This window comes from Komarekiella delphini-convector SJRDD-AB1 (genome assembly GCF_014831675.1).
GTDB lineage: Bacteria > Cyanobacteriota > Cyanobacteriia > Cyanobacteriales > Nostocaceae > Komarekiella.
Window position 1 is genome coordinate 112673 of record NZ_VJXY01000003.1, and the last position, 24471, is coordinate 137143.

Annotated in this window: 21 protein-coding genes and 2 pseudogenes; 10 read left to right on the plus strand and 13 right to left on the minus strand. The window is 42.9% G+C overall.

Translation table 11 applies throughout. The features are described 5' to 3' along the window. Nucleotides 1-341: 341 nt before the first annotated feature. Nucleotides 342-1154 (minus strand): alpha/beta fold hydrolase, encoded by an 813-nt coding sequence (locus FNW02_RS04435; RefSeq protein ID WP_191756367.1) that lies wholly within the window; start codon nt 1152-1154, stop codon nt 342-344. A 352-nt stretch (nt 1155-1506) separates the two neighbouring features. After that, nucleotides 1507-2232, minus strand: coding sequence for a lysophospholipid acyltransferase family protein (locus FNW02_RS04440; protein WP_191756368.1), 726 nt, complete (start codon nt 2230-2232; stop codon nt 1507-1509). 384 nt (nt 2233-2616) lie between these two features. On the opposite strand from FNW02_RS04440, the gene metG reads away from it, so the two are divergent. From metG to lptC, 3 genes are all read left to right on the plus strand, one after another. Further along, entirely contained in the window at nt 2617-4218 is a 1602-nt protein-coding gene (gene metG / locus FNW02_RS04445) for a methionine--tRNA ligase (protein ID WP_191756369.1), read from the plus strand. Nucleotides 4219-4387: 169 nt separating this feature from the next. Continuing rightward, nucleotides 4388-5017 (plus strand): LabA-like NYN domain-containing protein, encoded by a 630-nt coding sequence (locus tag FNW02_RS04450; protein ID WP_162395541.1) that lies wholly within the window; start codon nt 4388-4390, stop codon nt 5015-5017. Continuing rightward, entirely contained in the window at nt 5017-6306 is a 1290-nt protein-coding gene (gene lptC / locus FNW02_RS04455; RefSeq protein WP_191756370.1) for an LPS export ABC transporter periplasmic protein LptC, read from the plus strand. The genes FNW02_RS04450 and lptC overlap by 1 nt, the downstream gene beginning before the upstream one ends. A 42-nt stretch (nt 6307-6348) precedes the next feature. On the opposite strand, the gene FNW02_RS04460 is transcribed toward lptC, so the two are convergent. From FNW02_RS04460 to FNW02_RS04485, 6 genes and pseudogenes are all read right to left on the minus strand, one after another. Beyond that, nucleotides 6349-7674 carry a D-alanyl-D-alanine carboxypeptidase gene (locus FNW02_RS04460; RefSeq protein ID WP_191756371.1) on the minus strand — a complete coding sequence of 442 codons (1326 nt, stop codon included), beginning with the start codon at nt 7672-7674 and terminating at the stop codon, nt 6349-6351. A gap of 400 nt (nt 7675-8074) precedes the next feature. Beyond that, on the minus strand, nt 8075-9145 hold the full coding sequence (locus tag FNW02_RS04465; RefSeq protein ID WP_191756372.1) for an LOG family protein: 1071 nt from the start codon (nt 9143-9145) through the stop codon (nt 8075-8077). 114 nt (nt 9146-9259) lie between these two features. Further along, a pseudogene (locus FNW02_RS04470) lies at nt 9260-9582 on the minus strand (flotillin family protein); the annotation flags it as partial. Between the two features lie 126 nt (nt 9583-9708). Further along, the gene (atpC, locus tag FNW02_RS04475; RefSeq protein WP_191756373.1) at nt 9709-10122 is read right to left on the minus strand and encodes an ATP synthase F1 subunit epsilon; all 414 of its coding nucleotides are present in this window, start codon (nt 10120-10122) and stop codon (nt 9709-9711) included. 215 nt (nt 10123-10337) lie between these two features. Continuing rightward, entirely contained in the window at nt 10338-11786 is a 1449-nt protein-coding gene (gene atpD, locus FNW02_RS04480) for a F0F1 ATP synthase subunit beta (RefSeq protein ID WP_191756374.1), read from the minus strand. A 301-nt stretch (nt 11787-12087) separates the two neighbouring features. Continuing rightward, complete coding sequence (locus FNW02_RS04485) at nt 12088-12309, minus strand: hypothetical protein (RefSeq protein ID WP_191756375.1); 222 nt, start codon at nt 12307-12309, stop codon at nt 12088-12090. A gap of 723 nt (nt 12310-13032) precedes the next feature. Between FNW02_RS04485 and FNW02_RS04490 the strand changes: the two genes are divergently transcribed. After that, nucleotides 13033-13857: a SirB1 family protein gene (locus FNW02_RS04490; RefSeq protein ID WP_191756376.1), complete on the plus strand. Its 825-nt coding sequence runs from the start codon at nt 13033-13035 to the stop codon at nt 13855-13857. 153 nt (nt 13858-14010) lie between these two features. Here FNW02_RS04490 and FNW02_RS04495 read toward each other — a convergent pair whose 3' ends face one another. Then, nucleotides 14011-14460, minus strand: a complete 450-nt coding sequence (locus FNW02_RS04495; protein WP_191756377.1) for an SRPBCC family protein — start codon at nt 14458-14460, stop codon at nt 14011-14013. A 403-nt stretch (nt 14461-14863) separates the two neighbouring features. Here FNW02_RS04495 and FNW02_RS04500 point away from each other — a divergent pair, with 403 nt between their 5' ends. Then, a complete protein-coding gene (locus tag FNW02_RS04500) occupies nt 14864-16528 on the plus strand; it encodes a mechanosensitive ion channel (RefSeq protein ID WP_191756378.1) in 1665 nt (554 codons plus the stop codon). Nucleotides 16529-17184: 656 nt separating this feature from the next. Here the strand turns inward: FNW02_RS04500 and FNW02_RS04505 are convergent. Both FNW02_RS04505 and FNW02_RS04510 read right to left on the minus strand, forming a co-directional pair. Next, nucleotides 17185-18666 carry a GTP-binding protein gene (locus FNW02_RS04505; protein WP_191756379.1) on the minus strand — a complete coding sequence of 494 codons (1482 nt, stop codon included), beginning with the start codon at nt 18664-18666 and terminating at the stop codon, nt 17185-17187. A gap of 139 nt (nt 18667-18805) precedes the next feature. After that, nucleotides 18806-19000, minus strand: a complete 195-nt coding sequence (locus FNW02_RS04510) for a hypothetical protein (RefSeq protein ID WP_191756380.1) — start codon at nt 18998-19000, stop codon at nt 18806-18808. Between the two features lie 32 nt (nt 19001-19032). On the opposite strand from FNW02_RS04510, the gene tpiA reads away from it, so the two are divergent. Both tpiA and folP read left to right on the plus strand, forming a co-directional pair. Continuing rightward, nucleotides 19033-19758 carry a triose-phosphate isomerase gene (gene tpiA / locus FNW02_RS04515; protein WP_191756381.1) on the plus strand — a complete coding sequence of 242 codons (726 nt, stop codon included), beginning with the start codon at nt 19033-19035 and terminating at the stop codon, nt 19756-19758. 147 nt (nt 19759-19905) lie between these two features. Beyond that, on the plus strand, nt 19906-20766 hold the full coding sequence (gene folP / locus FNW02_RS04520; RefSeq protein ID WP_191756382.1) for a dihydropteroate synthase: 861 nt from the start codon (nt 19906-19908) through the stop codon (nt 20764-20766). Here folP and FNW02_RS04525 read toward each other — a convergent pair. Beyond that, nucleotides 20763-21605, minus strand: coding sequence for an SPFH domain-containing protein (locus FNW02_RS04525; RefSeq protein WP_191756383.1), 843 nt, complete (start codon nt 21603-21605; stop codon nt 20763-20765). The two genes, folP and FNW02_RS04525, sit on opposite strands and share 4 nt — an antisense overlap. 511 nt (nt 21606-22116) lie before the next feature. Between FNW02_RS04525 and FNW02_RS40070 the strand changes: the two are divergent. From FNW02_RS40070 to FNW02_RS38365, 3 genes and pseudogenes are all read left to right on the plus strand, one after another. Continuing rightward, nucleotides 22117-22248 (plus strand): annotated as a pseudogene (locus tag FNW02_RS40070) (type II toxin-antitoxin system RelE/ParE family toxin); the annotation flags it as partial. Nucleotides 22249-22360: 112 nt separating this feature from the next. Continuing rightward, nucleotides 22361-22471, plus strand: coding sequence for a helix-turn-helix domain-containing protein (locus FNW02_RS38360; protein WP_348535361.1), 111 nt, complete (start codon nt 22361-22363; stop codon nt 22469-22471). Beyond that, a complete protein-coding gene (locus FNW02_RS38365) occupies nt 22472-22630 on the plus strand; it encodes a hypothetical protein (protein ID WP_225225417.1) in 159 nt (52 codons plus the stop codon). It begins immediately after the preceding gene. Between the two features lie 222 nt (nt 22631-22852). On the opposite strand, the gene FNW02_RS04535 is transcribed toward FNW02_RS38365, so the two are convergent. Further along, nucleotides 22853-24385, minus strand: coding sequence for an SLBB domain-containing protein (locus tag FNW02_RS04535; RefSeq protein WP_191756384.1), 1533 nt, complete (start codon nt 24383-24385; stop codon nt 22853-22855). Between the last annotated feature and the right edge of the window lie 86 nt (nt 24386-24471).

A 24471-nucleotide genomic window follows, 5' to 3' on the forward strand; every position in this document is an offset into this window, starting at 1 on the left:
AGCCCAACTCCGGGGATATACTACTCTACTGGCTTGCCTTTTGGCTGTCCTTCGTGTCCCCAATTATAAGGGTCTGATTCTAGTAAATCTTCTTCTGCTTGTGTAATCTGCTCATTCAGCATTTGCCACAATCTGCGTTTTTCTTAAAGTCCTAGTGAAGCGATCGCATTTACTAAGGATTCAAAAGGAATTTGGAGTTTTACAATTTTTTGGCTCATGAGATGTGTTGGCAATATTAATTAAAGTGTAAGCTGTTTAACATAGAATCTGCATCCATTCGGTAGTCAGAATGCTTGCAAATTCCGGTTTTTTCATTTTGAATTGCCAATAAAGAATTTATTTTATACGGATGATTTAACTGTTTGAGACTTACTTTCTAAAAAGTTTTGGCTTTTGAGAATCTCATAGAGATTAATATCTTTTTCCAGTAAGCAGGCGTGTCCGCTATCAGGAAGTACCATCGTTTTAGCATTGGGTAAAATATTGGCTATCCGCTTCACTTCACTTACAGAAGGCAAAAGTCGATCACTAGCACCAGCAATTAGCAACGTTGGTTGAGTCAGGCGACGTAACTGCTTTTCATCCACATTAAACTCGCGTACTAAAGACAATCGCCACAGCACCGTTGCAGGCGGGACAGAACGCATAGTTTTTAGTAGTTCATGGCGATCGCTTCTGGAGATGCGTGGCAAAGATGCTAAAAAAGGTAATAACCCCAATGCCCCAATATCATAAAGTGATTCTGGTACAAAGGAAGTTAGTTGAGATGCCGAATTCAACCAAGGGCGCAGCCCAAAGGCAGAAGCCGGGTTAATTATAATAATTCGCTTAAATAACTGCGGCGTTTGGATTGCCACTTTCATTGCCAAACAACCACCAAAGGATTCACCACACAGGTAAACTGACCTCTGGGAGCTTTTTTCTAATTCTGCATGGATCAAGTTCAATACATTCTTAGTTAGTACATCCCAGGTGGTCAGGTCTTTGCGTGGGAGTGCCAAACAGCGGACATCAAAGCCAACTTCTAATCCTGCGGTTTGCGATCGCAATAGTTGACCTGTTCCATCCATTCCTGGCAAATATACAAACAGTGGATACTCTGGTTGTATTCGTTTAGGAGTAAGGAAACAAGGGCTTAACTCAACTTCTGGCATTGTAAAATTTAAATTGAATTTCCTAGTTTGAGCAAATTTGTTCTGTTAAAACCTATACTTTATCGGTTTGGATTGATACGCAATTTGCAGCGCGACAGTGTAATCAAAACTCTCATAAAATCATAGCGTGGAGAGTATAAACCCCGTTTAAAGTAGCTGAAGTTACTAGCGATAGTTAAACTTAGATTATGCAACATAGCAATTAACTTATCGGGAATAGGTACAAGCTAATTTAAAAATCTGACGTTGCAGAATATATTAATTTTTGGTCAATAAGTTGATTACTCCTTGTCTTATATTTAGCTATGCAGATGTAGAAGGGCTAATTGACACATAAACAGTCTGAAACGCCCTAATAACAGCCTTGACGTAGTAAGTTGCTAATTTCGCCATGACAGTGTTCTGTTAGTTCAGCCACAACTGTTCTGGCTTGTTTACCGTGATATTTTTTTTGATGTTGAGGCGTAATCCAATAAGGATGACCAATGAGCACGGCTACCCGACGATAGAGTACTAGAGGATGCCAACCAGACTGATTAAATAAAGGTTCTGAAGGGTCAAATAAACTCAAAAGCCGTAAGGGAAAGCCAGAAGTGTTTACCTCATCTAACGAGGCGATCGCGATCGGCAAAATTGCTAAATCCCGCACATCAGCTCGTAATGCCAAATGGGCAAATCCCCGTTGAAATTCACCCACCATGTTTGGCTGAGTAAATTTCACCATTGGTTCGGTTCCTTCTGGAAATACTCCTACCATCTGCTTAGAGCGCAACAACGTCTGTGATTGCACAAAAAAGCTTTGCTGGCGGTTATGAGTTTCTTCTAAGGGAAAACACCCTAATTGTCCGGTAACAATCTCCCGCATTATTGGCACTTGTCCCATGTAGTGATGGCAAGCAAAGCGAATCGGACTCGATAACGCCTCCATCAAAACCAGTGCATCCATAAAGCTGCGGTGATTGCTGACTACCAACACGCTTGCATCCTGGGGAATGCGATCCTCATAATAACGAAACATTTGTGTTGAGAGCGCCGCCAGGAAAGCGCGAGAAATATCCAGGGGGCTATTTCGACTCATACCTAATCAATATATTTTACTGAAAAATATTGCAGTTTATCTTAACCTAATTTTTACATTTCTTTACTACTGCCACGACCGCCTTAAGATAGAAATGTCCGAACTGCAAAGCAAACGATATTTTCCGAGTTCTAGCTTATGTATTCATAATCACATTTGTGTGTAATAAAAAGCATTGAAAAGCATTATTTTTATCTAATTTCTGTCTTGTAGGTGATAGATAAGCTGGATTTATATCTATGATCAAACAATCGTTAAATCTAGAAACTTGCTAATATCAAGGTGTTATTTGAAAAAAAGGCAGTATTGTTATATAATTACGTGGTTTTGCCGATAAAAGTAAGATATAAAACGTTTTAATTAATAAGTTGTTTTTTATTCTGCATGAATCTAGTGGATAAAACAAAAAAGACATTTGCACTAACAACACCGTTATATTATGTAAACGATGTGCCTCACATTGGCAGTGCTTATCCAACAATGGCAGCAGATGTAGTAGCACGGTTTCAAAGGCTGCTGGGGCATCAGGTACTACTGATTACAGGTACAGATGAGCATGGGCAGAAAATTCAACGAGCCGCTGAAAGTAAAGGGCTACCGCCTCAAGAATTTTGTGATGAAATTGTGCCCAGCTTTGTCAGCTTATGGCAGTTGTTGAACATTCAATACGATCGCTTTAGTCGGACTACCGCGACTCGTCATGAAGCGATTGTTAAAGAATTCTTCGGGCGAGTTTGGGAAGCTGGTGACATCTACCAGGGACAACAACAAGGCTGGTATTGTGTATCTTGCGAAGAATTTAAGGAAGAACGGGAACTGTTAGAGGGACGGCGTTGCCCAATTCATACTAATAAGGAAGTTGAGTGGCGAGACGAGCAAAACTACTTCTTCAGCTTATCTAAATATCAAACTCAACTCGAAGAGTTCTACCAATCTAAACCGGATTTTATCCAACCAGAGAGTCGGCGAAATGAAGTTTTGAGCTTTGTAAGCCAAGGGTTGCAAGACTTTTCAATTTCGCGGGTAAATCTAGATTGGGGTTTTCCAGTACCAGTTGATTCCAAGCACACTCTTTATGTTTGGTTTGATGCGCTGCTGGGTTATGTAACTGGATTGCTTGAACCAGATGCAGAGCCGACTTTAGCAAATGCTTTAGAGACATGGTGGCCAATCAACCTGCATCTAATTGGTAAAGATATCCTGCGTTTCCATGCAGTTTACTGGCCAGCAATGCTGTTGTCAGCTGGCTTACCCTTGCCAGAGCGAGTTTTTGGGCATGGCTTTTTGACCAAAGATGGTCAGAAGATGGGGAAAACTATGGGCAATACCCTTGATCCCGTAGATCTAGTTCAGCGCTATGGTAGTGACGCCGTTCGTTATTACTTCCTTAAGGAAATCGAATTTGGCAAAGATGGAGATTTTAATGAAGTTAGATTCATTAATGTTCTGAATGCAGATTTGGCAAATGATTTAGGCAATTTGCTCAATCGCACCTTGAACATGGTGAAGAAATACTGTGCTGGCAATGTACCATCAATTGCCAATGAAGCTATTGCTGATGAGAACCCTTTGAAAGCGATCGGTTTACGTCTAGGGGAACAGGTAAAACAAGCCTATGGGGCGCTAGCTTTCAATCAAGCCTGTGAGGCTATCCTGCTACTGGTGCAAGCCAGCAATAAGTTTATTGATGAACAAGCTCCTTGGTCATTATATAAGCAAGGACAGCAACAAGCATTAGAAAAAGTACTCTATGCAGTTCTAGAATCAGTTAGACTAGCAGCTTATCTCCTATCCCCCATTATTCCCAACATCAGTAGCGATATTTATCAGCAGCTGGGTTTTGGAATAGATTTTAACGATCAAATACAAAGTTCAATTACTGTTCCTTTTGCCATTCACGCAACATGGGGGATACTATCCAGTAAACAACAGTTGGGTACACCCCAACCCATTTTTAAACGCATAGAACCCCCAAAAAACGATTAAACCTTATCAAACTCCAATTTTGTTGAATCTCTACTAAATTCTGTCAAAAAATTTATCGGGGCTTAACTGAAGTTAGCCCCTGAAGATTATCATAAGCCGCTCTAGCTCGCATGTAAAAGTTGGTAATTTGTATCAAAAATAACAGGGATAAAACTGAGGTATGACAACAATGTTGAATAATTTGGAAAACGACTCAATATTTACGCCAGAACAAGTTTTGGAAAATCGGGGTCGGGTCGCTATATTTATTGATGGCTCAAATCTATTTTATGCAGCACTGCAACTAGGGATTGAAATCGATTACACGAAGCTGTTATGTCGATTAACTGGAGGTTCTAGACTACTACGAGCTTTTTTCTACACTGGGGTTGACCGGACAAACGAGAAGCAGCAAGGGTTTTTGCTGTGGATGCGTCGTAATGGCTATCGAGTCATCGCTAAAGATTTAGTGCAGCTACCAGATGGCTCCAAAAAAGCTAACCTGGATGTAGAAATAGCAGTAGATATGATGGCATTAGTCGATTCTTATGATACCGCCGTATTAGTGAGTGGTGATGGAGACTTGGCATACGCGGTGAATTCGGTCAGCTATCGTGGTGTGCGGGTAGAGGTAGTGAGTTTGCGTTCGATGACTAGCGATAGCTTAATTAATGTTAGCGATCGCTATATTGATTTAGAAGCCATCAAAGAAGATATCCAAAAAACTCCTCGCCAAAGCTATCCATATCGACCGTTATCTAGTATGGGTTTTTTGGAAGACCCAAGAGCGAGTGATGGACACCTAGAAATTCAAGAATAATGAAGCATCAATTTAATCAGAGGGGAAGACAAGAGAAGGGGGAGACAAGAGGAGGAGAACAACAGGGGAGAAGGAGAAACACAAAGGGAGAGATCAGAAAAATTTTTCACTCACTTCCTTTACTCCTCCACTCGTATACTCCTCGCTTGCGTCCCTCCTTTTTTATTTTTTTAACCTTTTTGATAATTGGGTTAGTTGGCTGCGGGGGAAAATCCCCCATAGCCTCCAAATCGACTGATTCAGGTACATCTGAGCGGGACAGCAATTTAACTTTCTTTGATGTGACTTTAGAACAGGCAGATGAGGTAGGAAGACCAGTTTGGAAAGTCAGAGCCAAGCAGGCAAAATACACTCAAGAAAAACAAATTGGTCAGGCCGAAAGTCCGTATGGTGAACTTTACCAAGATGGCAAAGTAGTTTACCAAGTCAAGGCAGATATAGCAGATATTGAACAGGATGGGAAACAGTTATTTCTTAAAGGTAAAATACTTGCCACAGATCCTCGCAATGGGATTGTGTTGCGAGGTAATGAATTAGAATGGCGGCCCAAAGAAGATTTATTAATTGTCCGTAATCAGCTAAATGGCACTCATAAACAACTCCAAGCAGTAGCGCAGGAAGCACGAGTCAAAACCCGCGAACAACGCATGGAATTTTCTGGAGGGGTAGTTGCAAATTCAGCTGATCCCCAAATGCAAATAAGAACCGAGCATTTGATCTGGCAGATTAAAGAGGAGAAATTAATTGGCGATCGCCCTATACAAATTGACCGCTACAAAAATAATCAAATTACTGACCGTGGCAGGGGAAATTCTGCCGAAGTTAACTTAAAAACTAAAATTGCTACTGTCAAACAAAATGCCCAGATGGAATTACTAGAACCCCCAATACAAATAGCTAGTAACTCTATGATCTGGAATATGAATGCCGAAACTGTCAATACAAATTCACCAGTGCGTGTCTACCACCAAACTGAAAAAGTTACAGTAACCGCCAATCAAGGCGAAATGAAAATACCACAAAAAACGGTTTATTTAACAGGTAACGTCAATGCCGTTGGGCAGCGTCGCCAAGCTCTAAAATCTAATACGCTAACTTGGTATTTAGATAATAAGTTAATTGAAGCTCAAGGAAATGTAGTTTATCGGCAAGTTGATCCACCATTAAATTTTACAGGTGAAACAGCCGTCGGTAATCTGCAAACCGAAAACATGGTGGTAAAAGGTGGTAGTTCTGGCAACAGAGTGGTAACGGAGATTATTCCGCAGGAAAAAGCAAAGCCTCAATAACTAACAGCCAAAAGTCATTTTAAATTAACAAATGACAAATGACTAACTTCTAAACAAAATGTCATTCCGATCGCCTGCACCCAGTTGAGGTAGAGAATTGATAGCTGAGTGGGGTGTGAGAGCAGCAGGAACAGAAGGAGCTACTTGCAACTGTTTTACCAGACGTTGCAACAGGTTGTCTTGTCCTGTACGGAAAGCTGACACATTTGTGCCACGGTTGATAATAGCGAACCAAACCAAACCGCGATCGCGTGTAGGCATAACTCCAGCTAAAGCACTAACATCTCGGAGAGTACCAGTTTTGATCACAGTGGCAGCAGGGATGTGTCTGGAATGCATTGTGCCTCGGTGATCGAATCCAGACACAGGAAATAAATCAGCTAAAGTCAGCTTATGGGCGACTGCTTCTCGTTGTAGCGTCATCAACATCGCACAGGCAGCTCTTGGGGAGATCCGATTTTCTGGCCCCAAGCCGGAACCATTGATTAACTGAATTTCTGACTGCGGCACTCTAGCAAGGTTTGCTGCTGTTGATTCTACTACAGTTGCTCCTCCCACTGACTCTGCTAGCATCTCTGCCATTTCATTGTTACTAAAAACATTCATCTCCTTGATAAGTTGCTGCAAGGGTAGAGAGTGGTGACGTAGTAGCAAGGTTTGTTGAGGGTTTAATTGTGGCTCAAATTTGACACTACCTGCAATTACGACTTGAGGCTTGGGTGTACCCTTGGGCATGATTGAGTGTATGTAATTAGCGGGGCGAGTCCAAGTCTTATGATTCATCGCTTGCTTGAGGAATTGACCTGCCATTAACGGATGACGTTGGAAATTCATGGCGAAATTGCCAGTAATTACCAAATTCCCTTTTACTTGCTTGATCCCCATTTTATTGAGAGTATTACCAAGGGCGATCGCTTCTTCCCAGACAAACATCGGATCGCCACCGCCAGCAATTACCAAATCGCCTTTTAAAACCCCATTTACCACTGGCCCTGTAGCACTTACCAAAGTCTCAAATTGGTGATCTGGCCCCCAAGTTTTTAAAGCAACTAGTGAAGTGGCAATCTTAGTTAAGGAGGCAGCAGGCAGAGGTGTCGTACCTTGGTGATTGGCCATCAGCATCGGCCCGGACTGCATCCAAATTCCCTGACTTCCCGTCAGATTTTGTACTACTAATTTCGATGTTATTAGTCCCTTGAGATATTGTTGGACTGTAGTAGCCCCAGTTGGATTTGGATCAGGGGCAAGAACTAAGCCAGGGCTACTTTGCCAAGCCAATGCATCTAAGGCATCAAAAGGCTTAATTTGTACACCAGCCATTTCCAGCCAGAGTGATGCTAAACCTGAACCCAGCAATTCCACAAGCATGTTTTATTCCCCTATTAAAATGTAGTAAGTTGTTTCCTGTGCTAATATACAAGCTTTTTACAGGTAATCAGCATTGAGTCATTACAAATAGTATTTTTCTTATCCAAAAATACAAATGATATTGCTTTTGTTTGGCATTTTACAATCCTAGAATGGCTATGGCTGATAACTCTAGGCACAAGAAAAGAGAAAATTTCTAACTAAAGTAGTGCTAGCAATTGGTTTCAAAAATAAATTTAGAGTTAGGAATAAATTTTATAAAGAAAATTGAACTTCATGTTTTTATAAACCCGAAAAACCTGGGAATTGGCTCTCATGATAAACCTCTTCTAGGAAAAGAAAATGCCAAGGTGGCAAGTTTAAGAAGAAATGCCAGGGTGGCAAAATCCACCCTTGACACCTACTTCCTTTCTGGATGTGCCGCATCTTCTGCTGAAGGAGTACCTATCTGGTTAATAGCTGCAATCATTTGATACAAGCGTCCTAAGTCGCGTTGATTGAAGTACAAGATGAGGCGGGGTAGTCCAACAGTTTCATCTTGTGCTTCTTGAGGTAACGCCTGACTTTTTTCAATCCGTCCTTTAAGAATAATGTCGCTAAAATCAGCATTTAGTTGCTCTACAAGAGCATCAGATAAATCTGTCTTAAGGCGGATGACTAAACTATCACCTACGTAGCGACAGGAATGATAAACCTGATAAAAACCGGTAATGGCATCGCAAGCCACATCTAGATTGTCTGTCACTGTATAAAGGCTGGGGTCTTCGGGACTCACAAGACCGTTTTGCACTAACTGCTTATCAATGTATTCGCTCCAAGACCGCCAGTAATCACCACCAGGATGATCAATTAAAACTAGAGGTACTGGGCCAAATTTACCAGTCTGACTCAGTGTCATGCACTCAAAAGCTTCGTCTTGCGTACCAAAGCCTCCAGGAAACAAAGCGACAGCATCACTTTCTTTGAGAAGAAACAGCTTGCGCGTAAAGAAATACTTGAAGTTAATTAACTTGGGATCGCCCTCAATAAATGGGTTTGCTTGCTGTTCAAAGGGCAACTGAATATTTAAGCCAAAGGAATTTTCTCGTCCAGCACCTTCATGACCAGCTTGCATAATGCCACCGCCACCGCCTGTCATGACCATAAATCCCAATCGAGAAACAGCTTGAGCAAACTCAAGCGCCATGTGGTACTCTGGTGTATCTGTAGCTAGGCGAGCAGAACCAAAAATCGTGACTTTGCGAACATGTCGGTAGGCATGAAATAGCTGGAAACCGCGCTCCATGTCTGCTAAAGCTGCTGATAAGATCTTCCAGTCGAGACGATCAATTTCACTATCAGCCAGACGGACTATTGTAGCCAATGCCTGTTTGATAAATTGCTGATGTTTTAAGGTCGGTAAATGATCAATTAATTCAGCGATATCCGCCTGGAGAGACTCTAATGTGTCAAAAGACGCAGATGAAGTCATGAGAACTGCCGCAACAATGGCATTATATTTTACCTAAATTTAGTGTGCAAGTTATCAAAAACTGCTGTGCTTACTTTAAGAAATGCCGAATAATTAAATCATTTGACCTTAATGTCACTTATCCATAGGAAAGTTAACAACTATCGGTGGAATAACATTATCTGCGGTGAGTTGTGTTTTGGTTACTGGTTGTGGATGTAAAGGCGTTGGTGTTAGCTCACTATGTTTACCAGTTTGATTCCATAAAATCATTGACAGTAGCCTATCTACTAAGCCGTTATTTCTGCTGTTGCTACCAACTAAGACATCTGGAATCAAGCGTACATTGCGATCGCCTATAATCTGCATCAGTTGCATTGCTGTAAATCTTGTTACCCCAGAGCTTCCACACCAGCCCGGTAAGTTTTTGTGGCGTTACCTGTGGCACAGATACCTTTTAGTTAAGTGTTAACTTAACTAAGGCTGGCTTCGATTTCTTAAACTTGGCGTAATTTTAAAAAAATTAATAAATATTTTATTAGGTTGGGTATTACCCAACCTAATAAGCGAGATAGAAAGTCAAATTAGACCATACCACCAGCGGCTTGAAACCGAGCGCGGGCACGTTTTAAGGCTTGGGTTGCCTGGATTTGTGCTTGACGATCATCTGCTGTCACTTGATTTAGACGGGCTTCTGCTTGGTTGTAAGCAGTGCGGGCTTCCTCAAGGTTAATTTTGTCACCTCGTTCAGCACCGTTAACCAGAATTGTCACTTCATTTTCTTCGACTTCGGCAAAGCCACCCAAAAGGGCGATCGCTTGCCAATTCTGATTTTTAGCGGCACGTACTCGCATCACACCCGTATCTAGGGCGGTCAAAAGTGGTGCGTGTCCAGTCAAGATACCTAACTGACCAGTAGTGCTGGGCAAAACTACTTCTTCAGCTGTGGCGTCCCACACCGTTTTATCTGGGGAAATTACACGGACGGTTAATGTCATTTGTCTTTTGTCCTTTGTCCTTTGTCTTTTGCAATTTGCCATTAGCCATTAGCACTTGAACTAATGACCCTTACGGGTTCGCCAGTCGCTCATGGGGAGCCACCCCCTTGCGGAGGTTCCCTCCGTTGTGGGGAGTGGCGTGGAAACCCCCTTGGCGCTAGCCTCTCCCTTTGGGAGAAGACCGCGCTGGCTCACTAATGACTGATGACTAATGACTAACCTTTGATTTTTTCGGCTTTAGCGATCGCTTCGTTAATATCGCCAACCAAGTAGAAAGCCTGCTCTGGCAGGTCATCCAACTCACCAGATAGAATTTTCTGGAACCCTTTGATAGTATCTTCCAACTTCACATACTTACCAGGAGAGCCAGTAAACACTTCTGCCACAAAGAATGGCTGAGACAAGAAACGCTCAACCTTCCGCGCCCGTGCCACGACTAAACGGTCTTCTTCAGACAATTCATCTAGACCCAAGATGGCGATAATGTCTTGGAGTTCTTTATAACGTTGTAGAGTAGATTGTACGGCCCGGGCAGTATTGTAGTGTTCGTCACCGACAATACTGGGCTGTAACATGGTGGAAGTCGAACCGAGGGGATCCACAGCTGGATAAATTCCCTTAGATGCCAAACCGCGAGACAGTACTGTCGTTCCGTCTAAGTGGGCGAAGGTGGTAGCAGGTGCGGGGTCGGTGAGGTCATCCGCAGGTACGTATACTGCTTGAATGGAGGTAATTGAACCCTCTGTGGTGGAGGTAATCCGCTCTTGCAGTTCACCCACGTCTGTTCCCAATGTCGGCTGATATCCTACCGCTGAGGGCATCCGTCCCAGCAACGCAGACACTTCCGAACCTGCTTGTACGAACCGGAAGATGTTGTCAATAAACAACAGCACATCTTGCTTGTTAACATCTCGGAAGTACTCTGCTACTGTCAATCCAGAAAGACCAACCCGCATTCTAGCTCCGGGTGGCTCGTTCATTTGACCATAGACTAGAGCAATCTTTGACTCGTTGAGGTTGTCTTTATTGATAACCCCAGATTCCATCATTTCGTTGTAGAGGTCATTGCCTTCGCGAGTGCGTTCACCCACGCCAGCAAATACAGATACTCCACCGTGCTGAGTAGCGATGTTGTTAATTAACTCCATCATGATCACGGTTTTACCGACACCAGCACCGCCGAACAGACCAATCTTACCGCCACGTCGATAGGGAGTCAGGAGGTCAACAACTTTAATCCCAGTCTCAAACACGGAAGGTTTAGTTTCCAGTTCAGTGAATTTGGGAGCAGAACGGTGGATGGGTAAGGTTGCCTCAGCATTTACAGGCCCCTGATTATCTACGGGTTCGCCAAGGACGTTGAAAATTCGACCCAAGGTCGCTTTACCAACTGGCACCCTGATGGGAGCACCAGTATCGACAACTTCCAGACCACGCACTAAACCATCGGTGGTGCTCATAGCAACAGCCCGCACCTGGTTGTCGCCCAGCAATTGCTGTACTTCAACGGTCAGGTTGATTTCTTGTCCAGCTTCGTTAGTGCCTTTGATGGTCAATGCGTTGTAGATTTGCGGCAATTTCCCGCCGGGAAATTTAACGTCTACAACTGGACCAATGATTTGGGTAATGTAACCAATGTTTGTTTTTTCTGCGGTTGTGACCATGCTGCGCCTAATGATTGAAGCTATATTTCAGATAAGGTCGAAGAAGACATAATGATTAAGCAATGTCATCTTTCACTCTAGCACCGGAGGGGGACATAACTCCCTTAGTAATTCCTTAAAAAAGAGCTTGCCTACTTTGGCTGTAACCCTCATCATGAAAAGCTTAGCCTGCTGACCAGCTGCTTTGGGGAAGATATTTGAAATATTAGGTTAAATTCTCAAATGGCTGGGGGAGACTTAAAACCGAAAATAGCCGTGTTAGGCGATCGCTAACACGGCTGTTATAGAATGGTTAAGGTTTTTAGCCTACACTGTGGCTTAAGCTTTCTCTTGCTGCTTGTGTTTCCAACAAAAAGTCATCAGTAATAAAAGTATCCAGATTGTTTTGAAACGTTGTCCGATCGCTAAAAAGACTACCAGCTTGTGCTTGCTGACCTCCCATCGCTATTCTCAAAACAATAAATGATGAAATGATGTCCAAAGATGGCAAATGATGCTTTTTTGTCATTTTTGAAATATTCATGAAACTCTTTTCTCCAAAAACGTGTGATTACTGTTGGAAATACCTCTAAGTGCTTAAAGATATTGGGTGTAAAATTGCTAAGCTCATCCCACCCCTAAAAGCGGATGGGATTTCACGTTAACTGTTGACTGTTAACTGTCAACGGCGTCGGAGCGTCTTTCATCACCTACCGAGAAGGAATGGGTTTTCTCGATGCCTTTTTATAAAGCTTTTTTTACAGCGAGAGGTTGAACTATCGCTGTGATCGCAGATATCATTAATACTGAGAATAAACTCAGCTTTTAATTTTGCTTTCGCCTTTTGATTTTCGCTAGGTTTTTAACTATGTTTTCCTAGTTCATACATTTCTATAAATTAATATTTAAATTTTTATTTTATTAGAATTTATACGCTATTTTAAGTAGCTTTAATATTTAAACTGAGATCAAATAATATTCATAATTTATCTTCTATAGTATTTAGGCTCTAATATTAGTTTGAGCTTTATAAAAAGTTATAAATACTCTATGTTTTTACTTACACTTGTGTACGTAATTGTACTAAAATAATATTTCAATTGTTTTTGCAGATATAGATAACTAGTAATTAGTAATTAAAAAAAACCTGAAACCTCTGTACAAATTACATTTCCAAATTCTCTGAATATCTCTACAATAAAGAGAGTTAGAGAAAATCGGTGTCAGTTGACCCGCTTCATCCGTATATATCACCGAGTAATTACTTATGAGTTTCTCGTCAGCACGACAATATTTTTACCAGGAAATTCAGCAGCCTGACGAGCATATTGACCTGGCGAAAGCTGCTTTGTATATCGCACAGGAAGAATATCCCAACCTAGATCCAGAGGAATACATCAACGCTCTCGATACAATGGCAGTGGAACTACAAGAACGCTTGCCTTCCTCACGATATCCTCTACGGATAATTCAAACTATTAATCAGTATCTCTACAATGACTTGGGATTTGCTGGTAATGAAAAATACTACTCTGACCCGCGTAATAGCTTTTTGAATGATGTGATCGACCGACGACTGGGCATTCCCATTACTTTGGCGTTGGTTTATCTAGAAGTCGCCCGCAGAATTGACTTTTCGATGGTGGGTGTAGGGATGCCAGGACATTTCCTGATCCGCCCAGATATTCCAGATATAGAGATTTTCGTTGATGCCTTCAATGGCGGTGAAATAATATTTGCACAAGATTGTCAGGAAAAGCTGTCTGAAATTTATCAGCAACCCGTCACACTACAACCAGAATTTTTAGCAGCAGTTAGTCATCGGCACTTTTTGGCACGGATGCTAACAAATCTCAAATATATTTACCTGCGACAGCAAGAGTTAGAAAAAACGCTAGCAGCAGTTGAACGAATTTTGTTGCTGTTTCCTGGCGTGAGTTTGGAGATGCGCGATCGCGGTCTTCTTTACTATCAACTCGGTCATTATTCCCAAGCTGTAGATGACTTACAAAGTTATCTAGCCAAGATTCCTGATGCCGAAGATGCATCTGTGATTCGGCAGTTACTTGCTAAGTTAGGTAAAGACGGTTAAGGGAGCAGGGGGGGCAGGGGGGCAGAGGAGCAGGGGGAGCAGGGGAAGAATAATAACTGCTGTTGACTGTTGACTGTTGACTGTTGACTGTTGACTGTTGACTGTTGACTGTTGACTGTTGACTGTTGACTGTTGACTGTTGACTGTTGACTCCTAACCAATTTGTACTTCTTCTGCGACTCGTTTGAGGCGGCGCAGTTGCGCTTGCATATCTTCTTTTGTCCAAGACACAGCAAAGGTGTTGAAACCCCAACTCACTAGAGGATTGGGAATCTCAAACTCAAAGCGGTTAAATAGACGCGTTCCCTTGGCTACTGGTTGACATTCCCAGCGATCGCGCCCTTGAAAAAATCCCTGAAATTCCCAAACTACTAAACCCGGTTTCCGCTCCACGACAACGCTGTTTAGGGTGGGTTTAACTAGAGGAATTTGAATTACAAAACGACTTTGACTACCTACATCAGTACTCCAGACTCCGCCCACAGGCTCGCAACGTAAAACAGGATTGAGCCAGCGGTGCATGAGTGCTAGATCGGTAATACAGCGCTCCACGACCGTAGCTGTAGCATTAATTTCAATTGATTGTGCTAAAACCTGGGACATTTTACATCTTTGATGATGTTCCTGCAATTAGAGTAACGCAAAATTGAGCGTTGTCAGTGTATTACATAAACGCAACAGCAAGCTGTGGTGCAAAAAAATTAGTAGGTGTCACTCGTATCGTTTTTCATCTCTCTGTTGAGGGATGTCTTAATAAACTTGTTTAGCTCTAATCAAGCCTAAACCTGAGTAATGTTGGATAGCTCTCAAACCTGCTGCTCTTGTTTGTTACAAAGTCAAAAATTACTCTTGATATCAATGCCATATATGTTTATTTTTACTGGTAAGGTAAATTGATAGGCAAAACACTAGTGAACTTACGGAGATGGGAGATTGTTTAGAGCAATCCACTCTAGAAGCATCTCAGGGGTTTGCGGCGAATTATTGACCTTAATTCCAGAAAACTATGAATGCAACTTGGCAAGGAATAACCCAGGTGATAGGAGTTAGTTTATCCACAAAGGTGCAGCACTTTTTGGCACAATCGCCAAACCTGCAACTAAATCAACCAGGAGTTACTCAAGGAATCGATTATGTACAAGGAACTTTCCAGCAGATAGTTGCGTTTTTACCCCGTTTGCTGGCAGCAGTAGCGATTTTGTTGGTTGGCTGGCTGATTGCGGCGATCGCTGCGGCGGTGACGCGGGGAATCCTCAATCGCACTGATATAGATAACCGCATTGCTGCGGGGATTACAGGACGTGGGGATCGTGGGCAACTTCCCCAAGTGGAGAAACTAATCTCCGGCTTAGTTTTTTGGATAATTATTCTGTTAACGGTTGTAGCCGTTTTACAGACACTACAGCTAGAGGTAGCTTCTCGACCTTTAAATAATGTTCTTGATCAACTTGTTGGCTTCTTGCCCAAGTTGGTAGGTGCGGCAATCTGGTTCGGTGTGGCTTGGGTGTTAGCTACTGTCGTCAAGCTGCTGACAGTCAGCGCACTACGGGCGTTAAGAATAGATGAACGTTTGAATCAAGAAACACAAAACGATACACTCAGCCTTAATCAGTTGTCTTTGAGTGAGACAATTGGCAATGCTCTGTACTGGTTCATCTTTTTACTGTTTCTCATCCCCATACTTGATACTCTAGGGCTACAGCAGGCGCTACAACCAGTACAATCTCTAATTACACAGATTTTCTCAATTCTGCCGAATATTTTAGCTGCAACCCTAATTGCAGCAGTTGGCTGGTTTCTAGCTAACGTGGTGCGGCGGATTGTGACAAATTTATTAGCAACAACGGGAATTGACCATTTAGGTAGCCGATTTGGACTTTCATCAGCTGCGGGCGTGCAATCTCTATCGACGATTATTGGCACAATTGTCTATGTGTTGATTTTGATTCCTGTAGCAATCGCGGCGCTAAATGCTTTAAGAATTGATGCGATATCTGTGCCGGCGATCGCAATGCTGCAACAGATTCTCAATGCCCTACCTGCAATCTTTACAGCTTTGGCAATTGTGATTATTGCTTATTTCCTAGGGCGATTTGTAGCTGATTTAGTCACTAGTATCCTGACAAGTCTAGGATTTAACAATATTTTCTCTATCTTAGGTTTGCCAACGCCTGCCAGACGAACAGTATACTCCACAGAGGGAGAAGTACCTCCTACGCTACCAACCCGTACGCCATCGGAAATTGCTGGCATCGTCGTTTTAGTCGGTATTATGCTGTTTGCAACTGTGGCAGCAGTGAATATCTTGAATATTCCAGCGCTGACAGCACTGGTAACTGGCATTTTGATTATATTTGGGCGCATCTTAGCCGGACTAGTGGTGTTTGGCATTGGTTTATTCTTAGCAAATTTGGCTTTTAACATCATTACCAGTTCCGGTAATCCCCAAGCCCGAATTTTGGGTCAGGTAGCACGGATTGCCATTATTGCCCTAGTCTCAGCAATGGCATTACAACAAATTGGGATTGCTAGTGATATTGTGAATTTGGCTTTTGGACTTCTGCTAGGTGCGATCGCTGTAGCTACGGCCCTAGCTTTTGGTTTAGGCGGTCGCGATATTGCACGAGAACAAGTTCAAGAATGGCTAAATTCTTTCAAAGGTAGAAGCTAAAAGTCAATATTTAAGGCGCAGATTTAGCCTTCAATCTCAAAAAGTGCAATTGCAATCATCATGAGTTCAGAAAATATCTGGGCAATTCTGCTTTAGGGTTTAAAATTTTTAGCTCTGAACTCGGAGTTTGAGTTTAGAACTTGACATTCTGAGTTCAGAGCATCAAGTTCCGAGTTCAGAGCATCAAGTTCCGAGTTCAGAGCACCAAGTTCCGAGTTCAGAGCACCAAGTTCCGAGTTCAGAGCACCAAGTTCCGAGTTCAGAGCATCAAGTTCCGAGTTCAGAGCACCAAGTTCCGAGTTCAGAGCATCAAGTTCCGAGTTCAGAGCATCAAGTTCCGAGTTCAGAGCATCAAGTTCCGAGTTCAGAGCACCAAGTTCCGAGTTCAGAGCACCAAGTTCCGAGTATTGCGTTAAGAGTCCGTCATCAATGTTGAGTTTTGTTCCTCAAGGAAACTTACTAAAGAGGGCGATCGCACTACTGTTTGAGAATGCAGATTTTAACTTTTAACTTAATTCACTGTTTAAATTTAAAAGCCTGGGATCTTTATATATGTCGCTGTTATTAGGGATAATTTCATATGTGCCTTACCCCAATTTATAAGCATAATGGGTAATGGTAACTGAGGTAATCTCTAATTGCTAATCCCACATTTTTTACCTTTTTATTTTTAGCTTCAACTGCAATTCATCCTTGATCCGGTTGAGAATAGAAGTCTCATCAAGGGTTGCCAAAATCCGACTGATGACTGCTTTGGGCCCATCAGGCCCCCAAGTTGCCCCATTAGCTAAATAAGCTTTAGTAACTTGTCCAATGCCATAAGAAGAAACACCAGCTACACTTGCTTGCGTTAGTGCCACGGTTACATAGGGGCCTAACGAAGCGCCCCCGGTGACTGGTGCAGAGATACCAAGCAAAGTTTTCAGTCCACTCAAGCCCAAATTCGCCAGCAGTTCACTAGCACCGATACCGCCCATACTCAGGGCGATTTTTTGGAGTAGTTGTACAGCACCGCTTTCATTCATGGGGATGCCATAGAGTTTAGATAAGCCCAAAATTAGCGCAATATCAATTACTACACTACTAAGAATATCTACAACAGTTACGGGATTAAGTGCGATCGCTACTGCCTTGGTCATGACAGCTTTCCAAATTAACTGATTAGCATTCTGCTCTCGAATCATCAGTTTTCGCTGCACCAACTGCTCATTCACGTTATCAGCATAAAGCATGGTGTTAAGGGCAACTAGAGCTTTGCCTTCACGGTGCAGAATCTCCAAGATTTTCAGCTTCAGTTCTTCGACTTGAGCATTACCTGTACGTAATTGCAAACCCCTAGTACCATCGGGGCGAAGAATCGCCGTCTTCACCAATGGCGATGCAGCAGCCATGACAATTTCTAGAGGCGTGAGCAACTCCCGCACCCTTTCATCCCGGATTTTGTGGTAAATTACCATCCGGTCTGCTTCTGGATACTGGTCTACTTTGTTAAACACTAGGATGATCGGTTTACCAGCTTCCCGCAACTGGCAAAGGGCTTCATGTTCTATCTTCGTCATATCACCAGCAATCACAAACAGAATTAGATCCGCCTGTTTTGCCACCTGTTCAGCTAATGCAGCACGGGTTGCACCATCCACCTCGTCTAACCCAGGAGTGTCAATTAATTCCACTTGTGATTGACCTATTCCAGGTAAAGTGACTCGCAAGGCGTGCTCAGTTTCTCCAACAGCTTCTTCACTAATACTCCAATTAACTCGTTGTGCAGCACGAGTAACACCGTGCAGTGGGCCAGTTTCAAACACCGTTTGCCCAACCAAGGCATTAAGTAGGGAAGACTTACCGCGTCCTACCATACCAAAAGCAGCAATCTGCACCACCATGCGGTCTAACTTCCCCAACATGGTTTCCAAATCAGCAATTTCCGCCTCCAACCCTTTTTTTTCCTGAGCAGTCAGGTCGAGAGTGCTTACTAAATTTCGCAGCGCCGTTTGTGCCTGTTTATAGTTGAGTTCTGTTTGAATGTCTTCAAAACTAAAAATGGCACTATCAAGTTCTTCCTCCCAGTTGAGAGGATTTGCGTCAGTATTGGCTGAATTGCTGTGGTGAGGATCGGGCAGAGGCAATGTGGAAGTCATATCAATTTATTGAAATTGGGTATTTATATTAGCCCCATCTTTTATGGTAGTTATTTTTAGCAAGGTATTGCGGAGAGCCGTGGAGTGAGGGAGCAGGGGAGTAGCACTTCTCTACTTTGAGGCTGCGCCCTAAGCGTAGCTATGCCGCAGGCTTTACGAGTGACCGAGGATCTGGGGAAGAATAATAACTGCTGTTTCCTAACTGTTGACTGTTAACTGTTGACTGTTGACTGTTGACTGTTGACTGTTGACTGTTGACTGTTGACTGTTGACTGTTGACTGTTGACTGTTGACTGTTGACTGCTCCCAAAAAGTCATAAACTGAAAAATGCATCTAGTAGCGTTAGGATCTTGACTAAATCAACTGTGCGGAAAATAGTTATTGCCGGTAACTGGAAAATGTTCAAAACCCAGGCAGAATCCGAGGACTTTTTACGAGGATTTTTGCCCAACTTGGAGGAAACGCCCGAAGCGCGAGAAGTGTTATTGTGCCCTCCTTTCACTGACTTAAACAGTTTGTCTAAGTATTTGCATGGTAGCCGTATACAGTTGGGGGCGCAAAATGTTCACTGGGAAGAATATGGAGCCTACACGGGTGAAATTTCTGCACCCATGCTGACAGAAATTGGTGTGCGCTTTGTAATTGTTGGTCATAGCGAACGCCGACAATACTTTGGTGAAACGGACGCGACTGTGAATCTGCGTCTCAAAGCGGCCCAAAAGCATGGTTTAACTCCGATTCTCTGTGTTGGCGAAACTAAACAACAACGAGATGCGGGAGAAACTGAATCGCTGATTATCGCTCAATTGGACAAAGATTTAGTAGATGTTGATCAGGAGAATTTGATAATTGCCTACGAACCGATTTGGGCGATCGGCACTGGTGACACTTGTGAATCAACGGAGGCAAATCGGGTGATTGGCTTAATTCGTAGCCAGTTAAGTAATCCTAATGTATCAATTCAATACGGAGGCTCAGTCAAGCCGAATAATATTGATGAGATCATGGCTCAACCAGAAATTGATGGTGTCTTGGTGGGAGGAGCAAGTTTAGAACCTGCGAGTTTCGCCCGGATTGTGAATTATCAGTAAGCTCATGTGCTATTTTCTGGTTTTCTTGTTCCCTGGCTCTGTCAGGGAAGGCATACAATGAGACTCTGCCTCACTTTTGAGCAAAAAGAGGCGGAGCCTCCTGTAAGGGTGTTACCAGGCTGAGCCTGGTAACTAGTAGTGTGAATTATGTCAAGCAAGTTGATAATTCGGGGACGCTGTTTCGACTGGGGACAGCGGACTTATTTGATGGGTATTTTGAATGTGACGCCTGATAGTTTTAGTGATGGCGGTGAGTTTAATACTACCTCTGCCGCTTTAGCGCAGGCGCAAGCCTTGGTAGCCGCTGGTGCTGACATTGTAGATGTGGGTGGTCAATCAACTCGACCAGGAGCAAGGCAAATAACTCTTGCAGAGGAACTTGACCGGGTACTATCGGTGTTACAAGTGCTACGAACAGAGATTTCAACACCGATTTCTGTAGATACAACTAGGGCATCTGTTGCCAAGGCTGCTGTGGAAGCTGGAGCAGATATAGTTAATGATATTTCTGGTGGCACGTTTGACTCAGAAATGTTGCCTACAGTAGCAAATTTAGGTGCGCCGATTATTTTAATGCACATCAGGGGAAACCCGCAAACGATGCAACAACATACTGACTATCAAGATTTACTGGGAGAGATTTATAGTTTTTTGGCAAATCAAATTACGGCTGCAACTGCTGCGGGCATTGACCAGGAGAAAATTATTATTGATCCTGGTATTGGTTTTGCTAAGAATTATCAGCAAAATTTAGAAATTTTTCGGCGGTTGCGATCGCTTAAACCACTCAACTGCCCTATCTTGGTAGGAGCATCCCGTAAAAGCTTCATTGGTCGTATTTTAAATCAACCAGATCCAAAAGCACGAGTTTGGGGAACGGCAGCAGCATGTTGTGCTGCGATCTTTAATGGCGCTGATATCCTCCGAGTTCATGATGTTCAAGAAATGCGCGATGTATCGCTGGTAGCTGATGCACTGTTCCGCCACGCAGCGCAGGGTGAATATTAGGTTGTACCATTTTCGGAGTTTTTGATATGACCTTCTTGAGTTACCGATTCGGCAATTAATTCCTGAAACATTTCAGTTGAGTTGGCTGGGTCTACAAAGACAATTTTGGCATTGTTGCTCTCACCCAGTTTTTGGCTGGCATCTACGTAATCTTGAGCTACAAGATACCGCAGAATATCCTTACTTTCAGGATTGGAACGTAAGGCTTGAGCAATTATTTGCACTGAAGTCATAGTTCCTTCTGCTTTCTTAATGGCGGCTTGTCTTTCGCCTTCGGCTTCTAGTATGACAGCGCGGCTTTTAATTTCAGCTGCTCGCTGTTCTTCCATTGACTTCCGTACACTCTCAGGCGGTGTAATACTTTGAATATCTAAGCGGATAATCTCAACTCCCCAATCTGCCGTTATCCGATTCAACTGGTCTAGGATGGCTCTGTCCATCTCAGACCTGGAGATGTTGGTTTCCTCTACGGTGTTCTGAGCTATAATTTCCCGGAGCGTAGTTGCTGCCAGTTGTGTCAGTGCTCCTTGAAGATCGTCAATTGCATAAAAGCTTTTCTCAATATCTCTGATGCGCCAGAAGAGAACAGCATCAACTTCTAAATAGATATTATCTCTGGTGATTACGTTCTGAGGTTTGATATCTAAAATTTGTTCTCGTGTGGTATCCTCCATCACAACCTGATCGATCAAGGGAACAATAAAGTTCAGCCCAGACTTAAGTTTGCGATGATAGCGCCCCAAGCGTTCAACTAAGGCTTCATTACCTTGATTAATCAGTTTTGCAGAACCTAAGGCATAACCTATAAGCGCTAAGACTATAGCAATGATTGGCTCCATATATGCTCCTGTTCAGCTTTTGGGAGAATTTAGTGTAAAGGACATGGTACTACCTTGTCTTACCTTTCAGTCTAATGTTTTGAGTCTGTGATTTTATGAACACTAGCAGCGATGTCTGATAACAAGTCGCTATGCATCTTGTACGTCTTATACATTCAGGACATTATGGCGCAATGCGATCGCTATTAAAGCACCTTGATTACACACTGGCAAGGAGTACTCTTGTCATAAATTTTACTTAGGACTTCCAATAAATAAAAACAGTGAGTTGGGCGCTTGGTTGCATAGACGTAGCCCAACCCAAGCATCGCTTGTTCAGATAGTCACTTGGAACATCGACATAATACTCCAATTGGTATCTAGATACTGTGGCGAGGCTGGTTGAAATTGCACGACCTCTGTATTCGCGTAGCGTCTTGTAGAGAGGGTTGGCAACGATGCAATTAAATGCTGGTTTTACATGCTACCTTGAATCTACTCTAGAAAATATGTATTTGAGCGCATAATATTATTCGATCTCAGACGCAAGGCGATCTTATTAGTGGCTGGTGATGAATCTGGTGTGGGTCAACATCGTTTCTACAAGCACCTCATAAAAAAGGCTGATGCCAGGTTTAAAACACATTTAAACCAATCGCAATAACAGGAAAGGTGAGTTAACTATAGCGAAAACTTTAAAAGAAAAAGTCAATAAATTACCACTTGATCGCCAAAAGAAAATTGAGGCGCGATCAGCAGAGCTTATAGCTGAGGAAATGACCAGACAGGAACTCAGACAATCACTCAAGTTAACTCAAGCCCAAATAGCTCAATGCCTTCAAATTGATCAAGGAAATGTTTCTCGAATTGAACAGCGCACTGACTGAATGCTTTCTACTTTACGGAAATACATAGAAGCATTGGGAGGTGAGTTGCAACTTGTTGTTAGGTTTCCTAATGACCAGGTTATTACTTTAGTAGGAGTTTTTGAATCCGAAGAAGGAGATAAAAATTCTTCTGCACCTTTGGTTTTAGCTATTGAGTAATTTTGATTCCGCAGATAGAATTCAAGATTACTGATATTTTTATTCCTAATCGGTGACAAATAACGTTATAGATGGTTTGTAAATAAGCAATAAGGCTTAAAATATTGGCAAAAATTGGGGTAGAAAATACAAATTTTAATCTAGTGATAATTAATTTGATACTCTTTTAGAAAAATCTGGGGACGAGGAGGGTTGATCAGCGCCCCCAGTTTATAAACCTATCTAAAAACCAACGAAAAACCTCAGAACATTTATGATTGTGCCTAGAGGCCCTGATATGGTGCTTAAGGTATCACTAGTCTTGGCTATGCCAGAGCGGCTAACCAGCACAACGTCATTATTGCGGAGTATAGGATTAGTTTCCTCATTAATTCCTTGGGAGAAATCCACTTTTACTTGACGTTTAGTCACAGAACCATTGGGGTTAAGCCTGACCAAATCTACAGTACCCCTGCTAGCTCTAGCATCATTGAATCCGCCCGCTGCGAGTAGTGCTTGATTTAAAGAGCTATTAGGCTGAATATCTACAGCTCCAGGTCTTTTAACTTCACCTACCACACCAACTTGAATGCGTCCAGGAGACAAAGTAGTAGTAGCTAACTGAGTAGCTTCTGCTGGGTTAATCTCGGTTGCTGTAGGAATAAAAATCGTATCTCCGTCTTGCACAATTAAATCTTGATTGATATCACCACTCTCCAAGAGTTGCCAAAGGTTGATATCTAAAGTTTGTTCTGAGCCGCTTCTTGTGGGCCGACGGAGGATAATACTACGAACATTTGCTTGTGGCGTAATTCCTCCAGCTAGTTGAATTGCTCGCGTTATGGTTGGCTGTCCGCTACCAGTTGGCTGACTAGTGCCTGTAGTAGTGGCGTTCCCTCCTTCCGTGCTACCTGTAGTCACCAGATACGAGCCAGGACGGTTGACTTCCCCTACGATGGCGACTGTGCGCGGTGTGTTTGGGCTGGCGGCAAAGTTAGCGGCAGATAAATTGCGTGCTCTTGCCAAGTCAAATGTGGTTGCTGTTGGCACGACTATAGTGTCTCCATCCCGCAAGGTAATATCCTGCGTTAACCTACCTGTTTGGACGAGTTCTTCCAAATTGAGCGTGACTACTTGCTCTGGCCCACGTCCTACTTTGCGCCGTAACTGCACTTGAGTCATATCCGCACTACCAAGTGTCCCCTGTGCTGTGGTGAGTGCAGCTAAAACAGTTGGATATTGTACGCCTGGATTGTCCCCTGCACCTCCGCTTAGACTGAGAGTATAAGCCCCTGGACGTGTTACCTCTCCGGCAACAAAAACATTTATGGGACGAGGCGATAGTAAGTTGATTGAAATCAGAGGACGTTTGAGAAAGCGAGAGTATCTTCTGGCGATTTCATCGGAAGCTTGTTCGGTTGTTAGCCCCAAAACAGATACACTACCAATTAAAGGTAGGTTAATCGCTCCACCTGGAGGAATTTGATATTCACCTGTATACTCAGGGACTTCAAATACATTTACACGGATGCGATCGCCGCCTCCTAATGAGTAATTAGTATCTATTGGTACACTAGGTGATGTTTGTGTAGTAGGTGATGTTTGTCTAGTGGGTGTTATTGGTGTTATTTGCGTAAGTGGTGTTATTTGCGTAGTGGGTAATACTGGTTGTCCCTGAGCTAGGCTGGCAGATGGCACAGCGACATTGACAGTCGCTAACAAGGCCACACCCGCAGCTGGTTGGGTGAGGAATTTCAACAAACCTGTGTTAAGCATATTTACCTGAGACTCTGAGACTACGATTGGTAAAGTACTGTCTAAACATTTTTATCTTGACTATACTTAATTATTCAAGTTCCCCG

What these genes read in the sequence shown, in the direction of transcription:
- FNW02_RS04435 (WP_191756367.1), bottom strand. Translation starts at nt 1,154, where the DNA reads ATGCCAGAAGTTGAGTTAAGCCCTTGTTTCCTTACTCCTAAACGAATA.
- FNW02_RS04440 (WP_191756368.1), bottom strand. Translation starts at nt 2,232, where the DNA reads ATGAGTCGAAATAGCCCCCTGGATATTTCTCGCGCTTTCCTGGCGGCG.
- metG (WP_191756369.1), top strand. Translation starts at nt 2,617, where the DNA reads ATGAATCTAGTGGATAAAACAAAAAAGACATTTGCACTAACAACACCG.
- FNW02_RS04450 (WP_162395541.1), top strand. Translation starts at nt 4,388, where the DNA reads ATGTTGAATAATTTGGAAAACGACTCAATATTTACGCCAGAACAAGTT.
- lptC (WP_191756370.1), top strand. Translation starts at nt 5,017, where the DNA reads ATGAAGCATCAATTTAATCAGAGGGGAAGACAAGAGAAGGGGGAGACA.
- FNW02_RS04460 (WP_191756371.1), bottom strand. Translation starts at nt 7,674, where the DNA reads ATGCTTGTGGAATTGCTGGGTTCAGGTTTAGCATCACTCTGGCTGGAA.
- FNW02_RS04465 (WP_191756372.1), bottom strand. Translation starts at nt 9,145, where the DNA reads ATGACTTCATCTGCGTCTTTTGACACATTAGAGTCTCTCCAGGCGGAT.
- atpC (WP_191756373.1), bottom strand. Translation starts at nt 10,122, where the DNA reads ATGACATTAACCGTCCGTGTAATTTCCCCAGATAAAACGGTGTGGGAC.
- atpD (WP_191756374.1), bottom strand. Translation starts at nt 11,786, where the DNA reads ATGGTCACAACCGCAGAAAAAACAAACATTGGTTACATTACCCAAATC.
- FNW02_RS04485 (WP_191756375.1), bottom strand. Translation starts at nt 12,309, where the DNA reads ATGAATATTTCAAAAATGACAAAAAAGCATCATTTGCCATCTTTGGAC.
- FNW02_RS04490 (WP_191756376.1), top strand. Translation starts at nt 13,033, where the DNA reads ATGAGTTTCTCGTCAGCACGACAATATTTTTACCAGGAAATTCAGCAG.
- FNW02_RS04495 (WP_191756377.1), bottom strand. Translation starts at nt 14,460, where the DNA reads ATGTCCCAGGTTTTAGCACAATCAATTGAAATTAATGCTACAGCTACG.
- FNW02_RS04500 (WP_191756378.1), top strand. Translation starts at nt 14,864, where the DNA reads ATGAATGCAACTTGGCAAGGAATAACCCAGGTGATAGGAGTTAGTTTA.
- FNW02_RS04505 (WP_191756379.1), bottom strand. Translation starts at nt 18,666, where the DNA reads ATGACTTCCACATTGCCTCTGCCCGATCCTCACCACAGCAATTCAGCC.
- FNW02_RS04510 (WP_191756380.1), bottom strand. Translation starts at nt 19,000, where the DNA reads ATGCATTTTTCAGTTTATGACTTTTTGGGAGCAGTCAACAGTCAACAG.
- folP (WP_191756382.1), top strand. Translation starts at nt 19,906, where the DNA reads ATGTCAAGCAAGTTGATAATTCGGGGACGCTGTTTCGACTGGGGACAG.
- FNW02_RS04525 (WP_191756383.1), bottom strand. Translation starts at nt 21,605, where the DNA reads ATGGAGCCAATCATTGCTATAGTCTTAGCGCTTATAGGTTATGCCTTA.
- FNW02_RS38360 (WP_348535361.1), top strand. Translation starts at nt 22,361, where the DNA reads ATGACCAGACAGGAACTCAGACAATCACTCAAGTTAACTCAAGCCCAA.
- FNW02_RS38365 (WP_225225417.1), top strand. Translation starts at nt 22,472, where the DNA reads ATGCTTTCTACTTTACGGAAATACATAGAAGCATTGGGAGGTGAGTTG.
- FNW02_RS04535 (WP_191756384.1), bottom strand. Translation starts at nt 24,385, where the DNA reads ATGCTTAACACAGGTTTGTTGAAATTCCTCACCCAACCAGCTGCGGGT.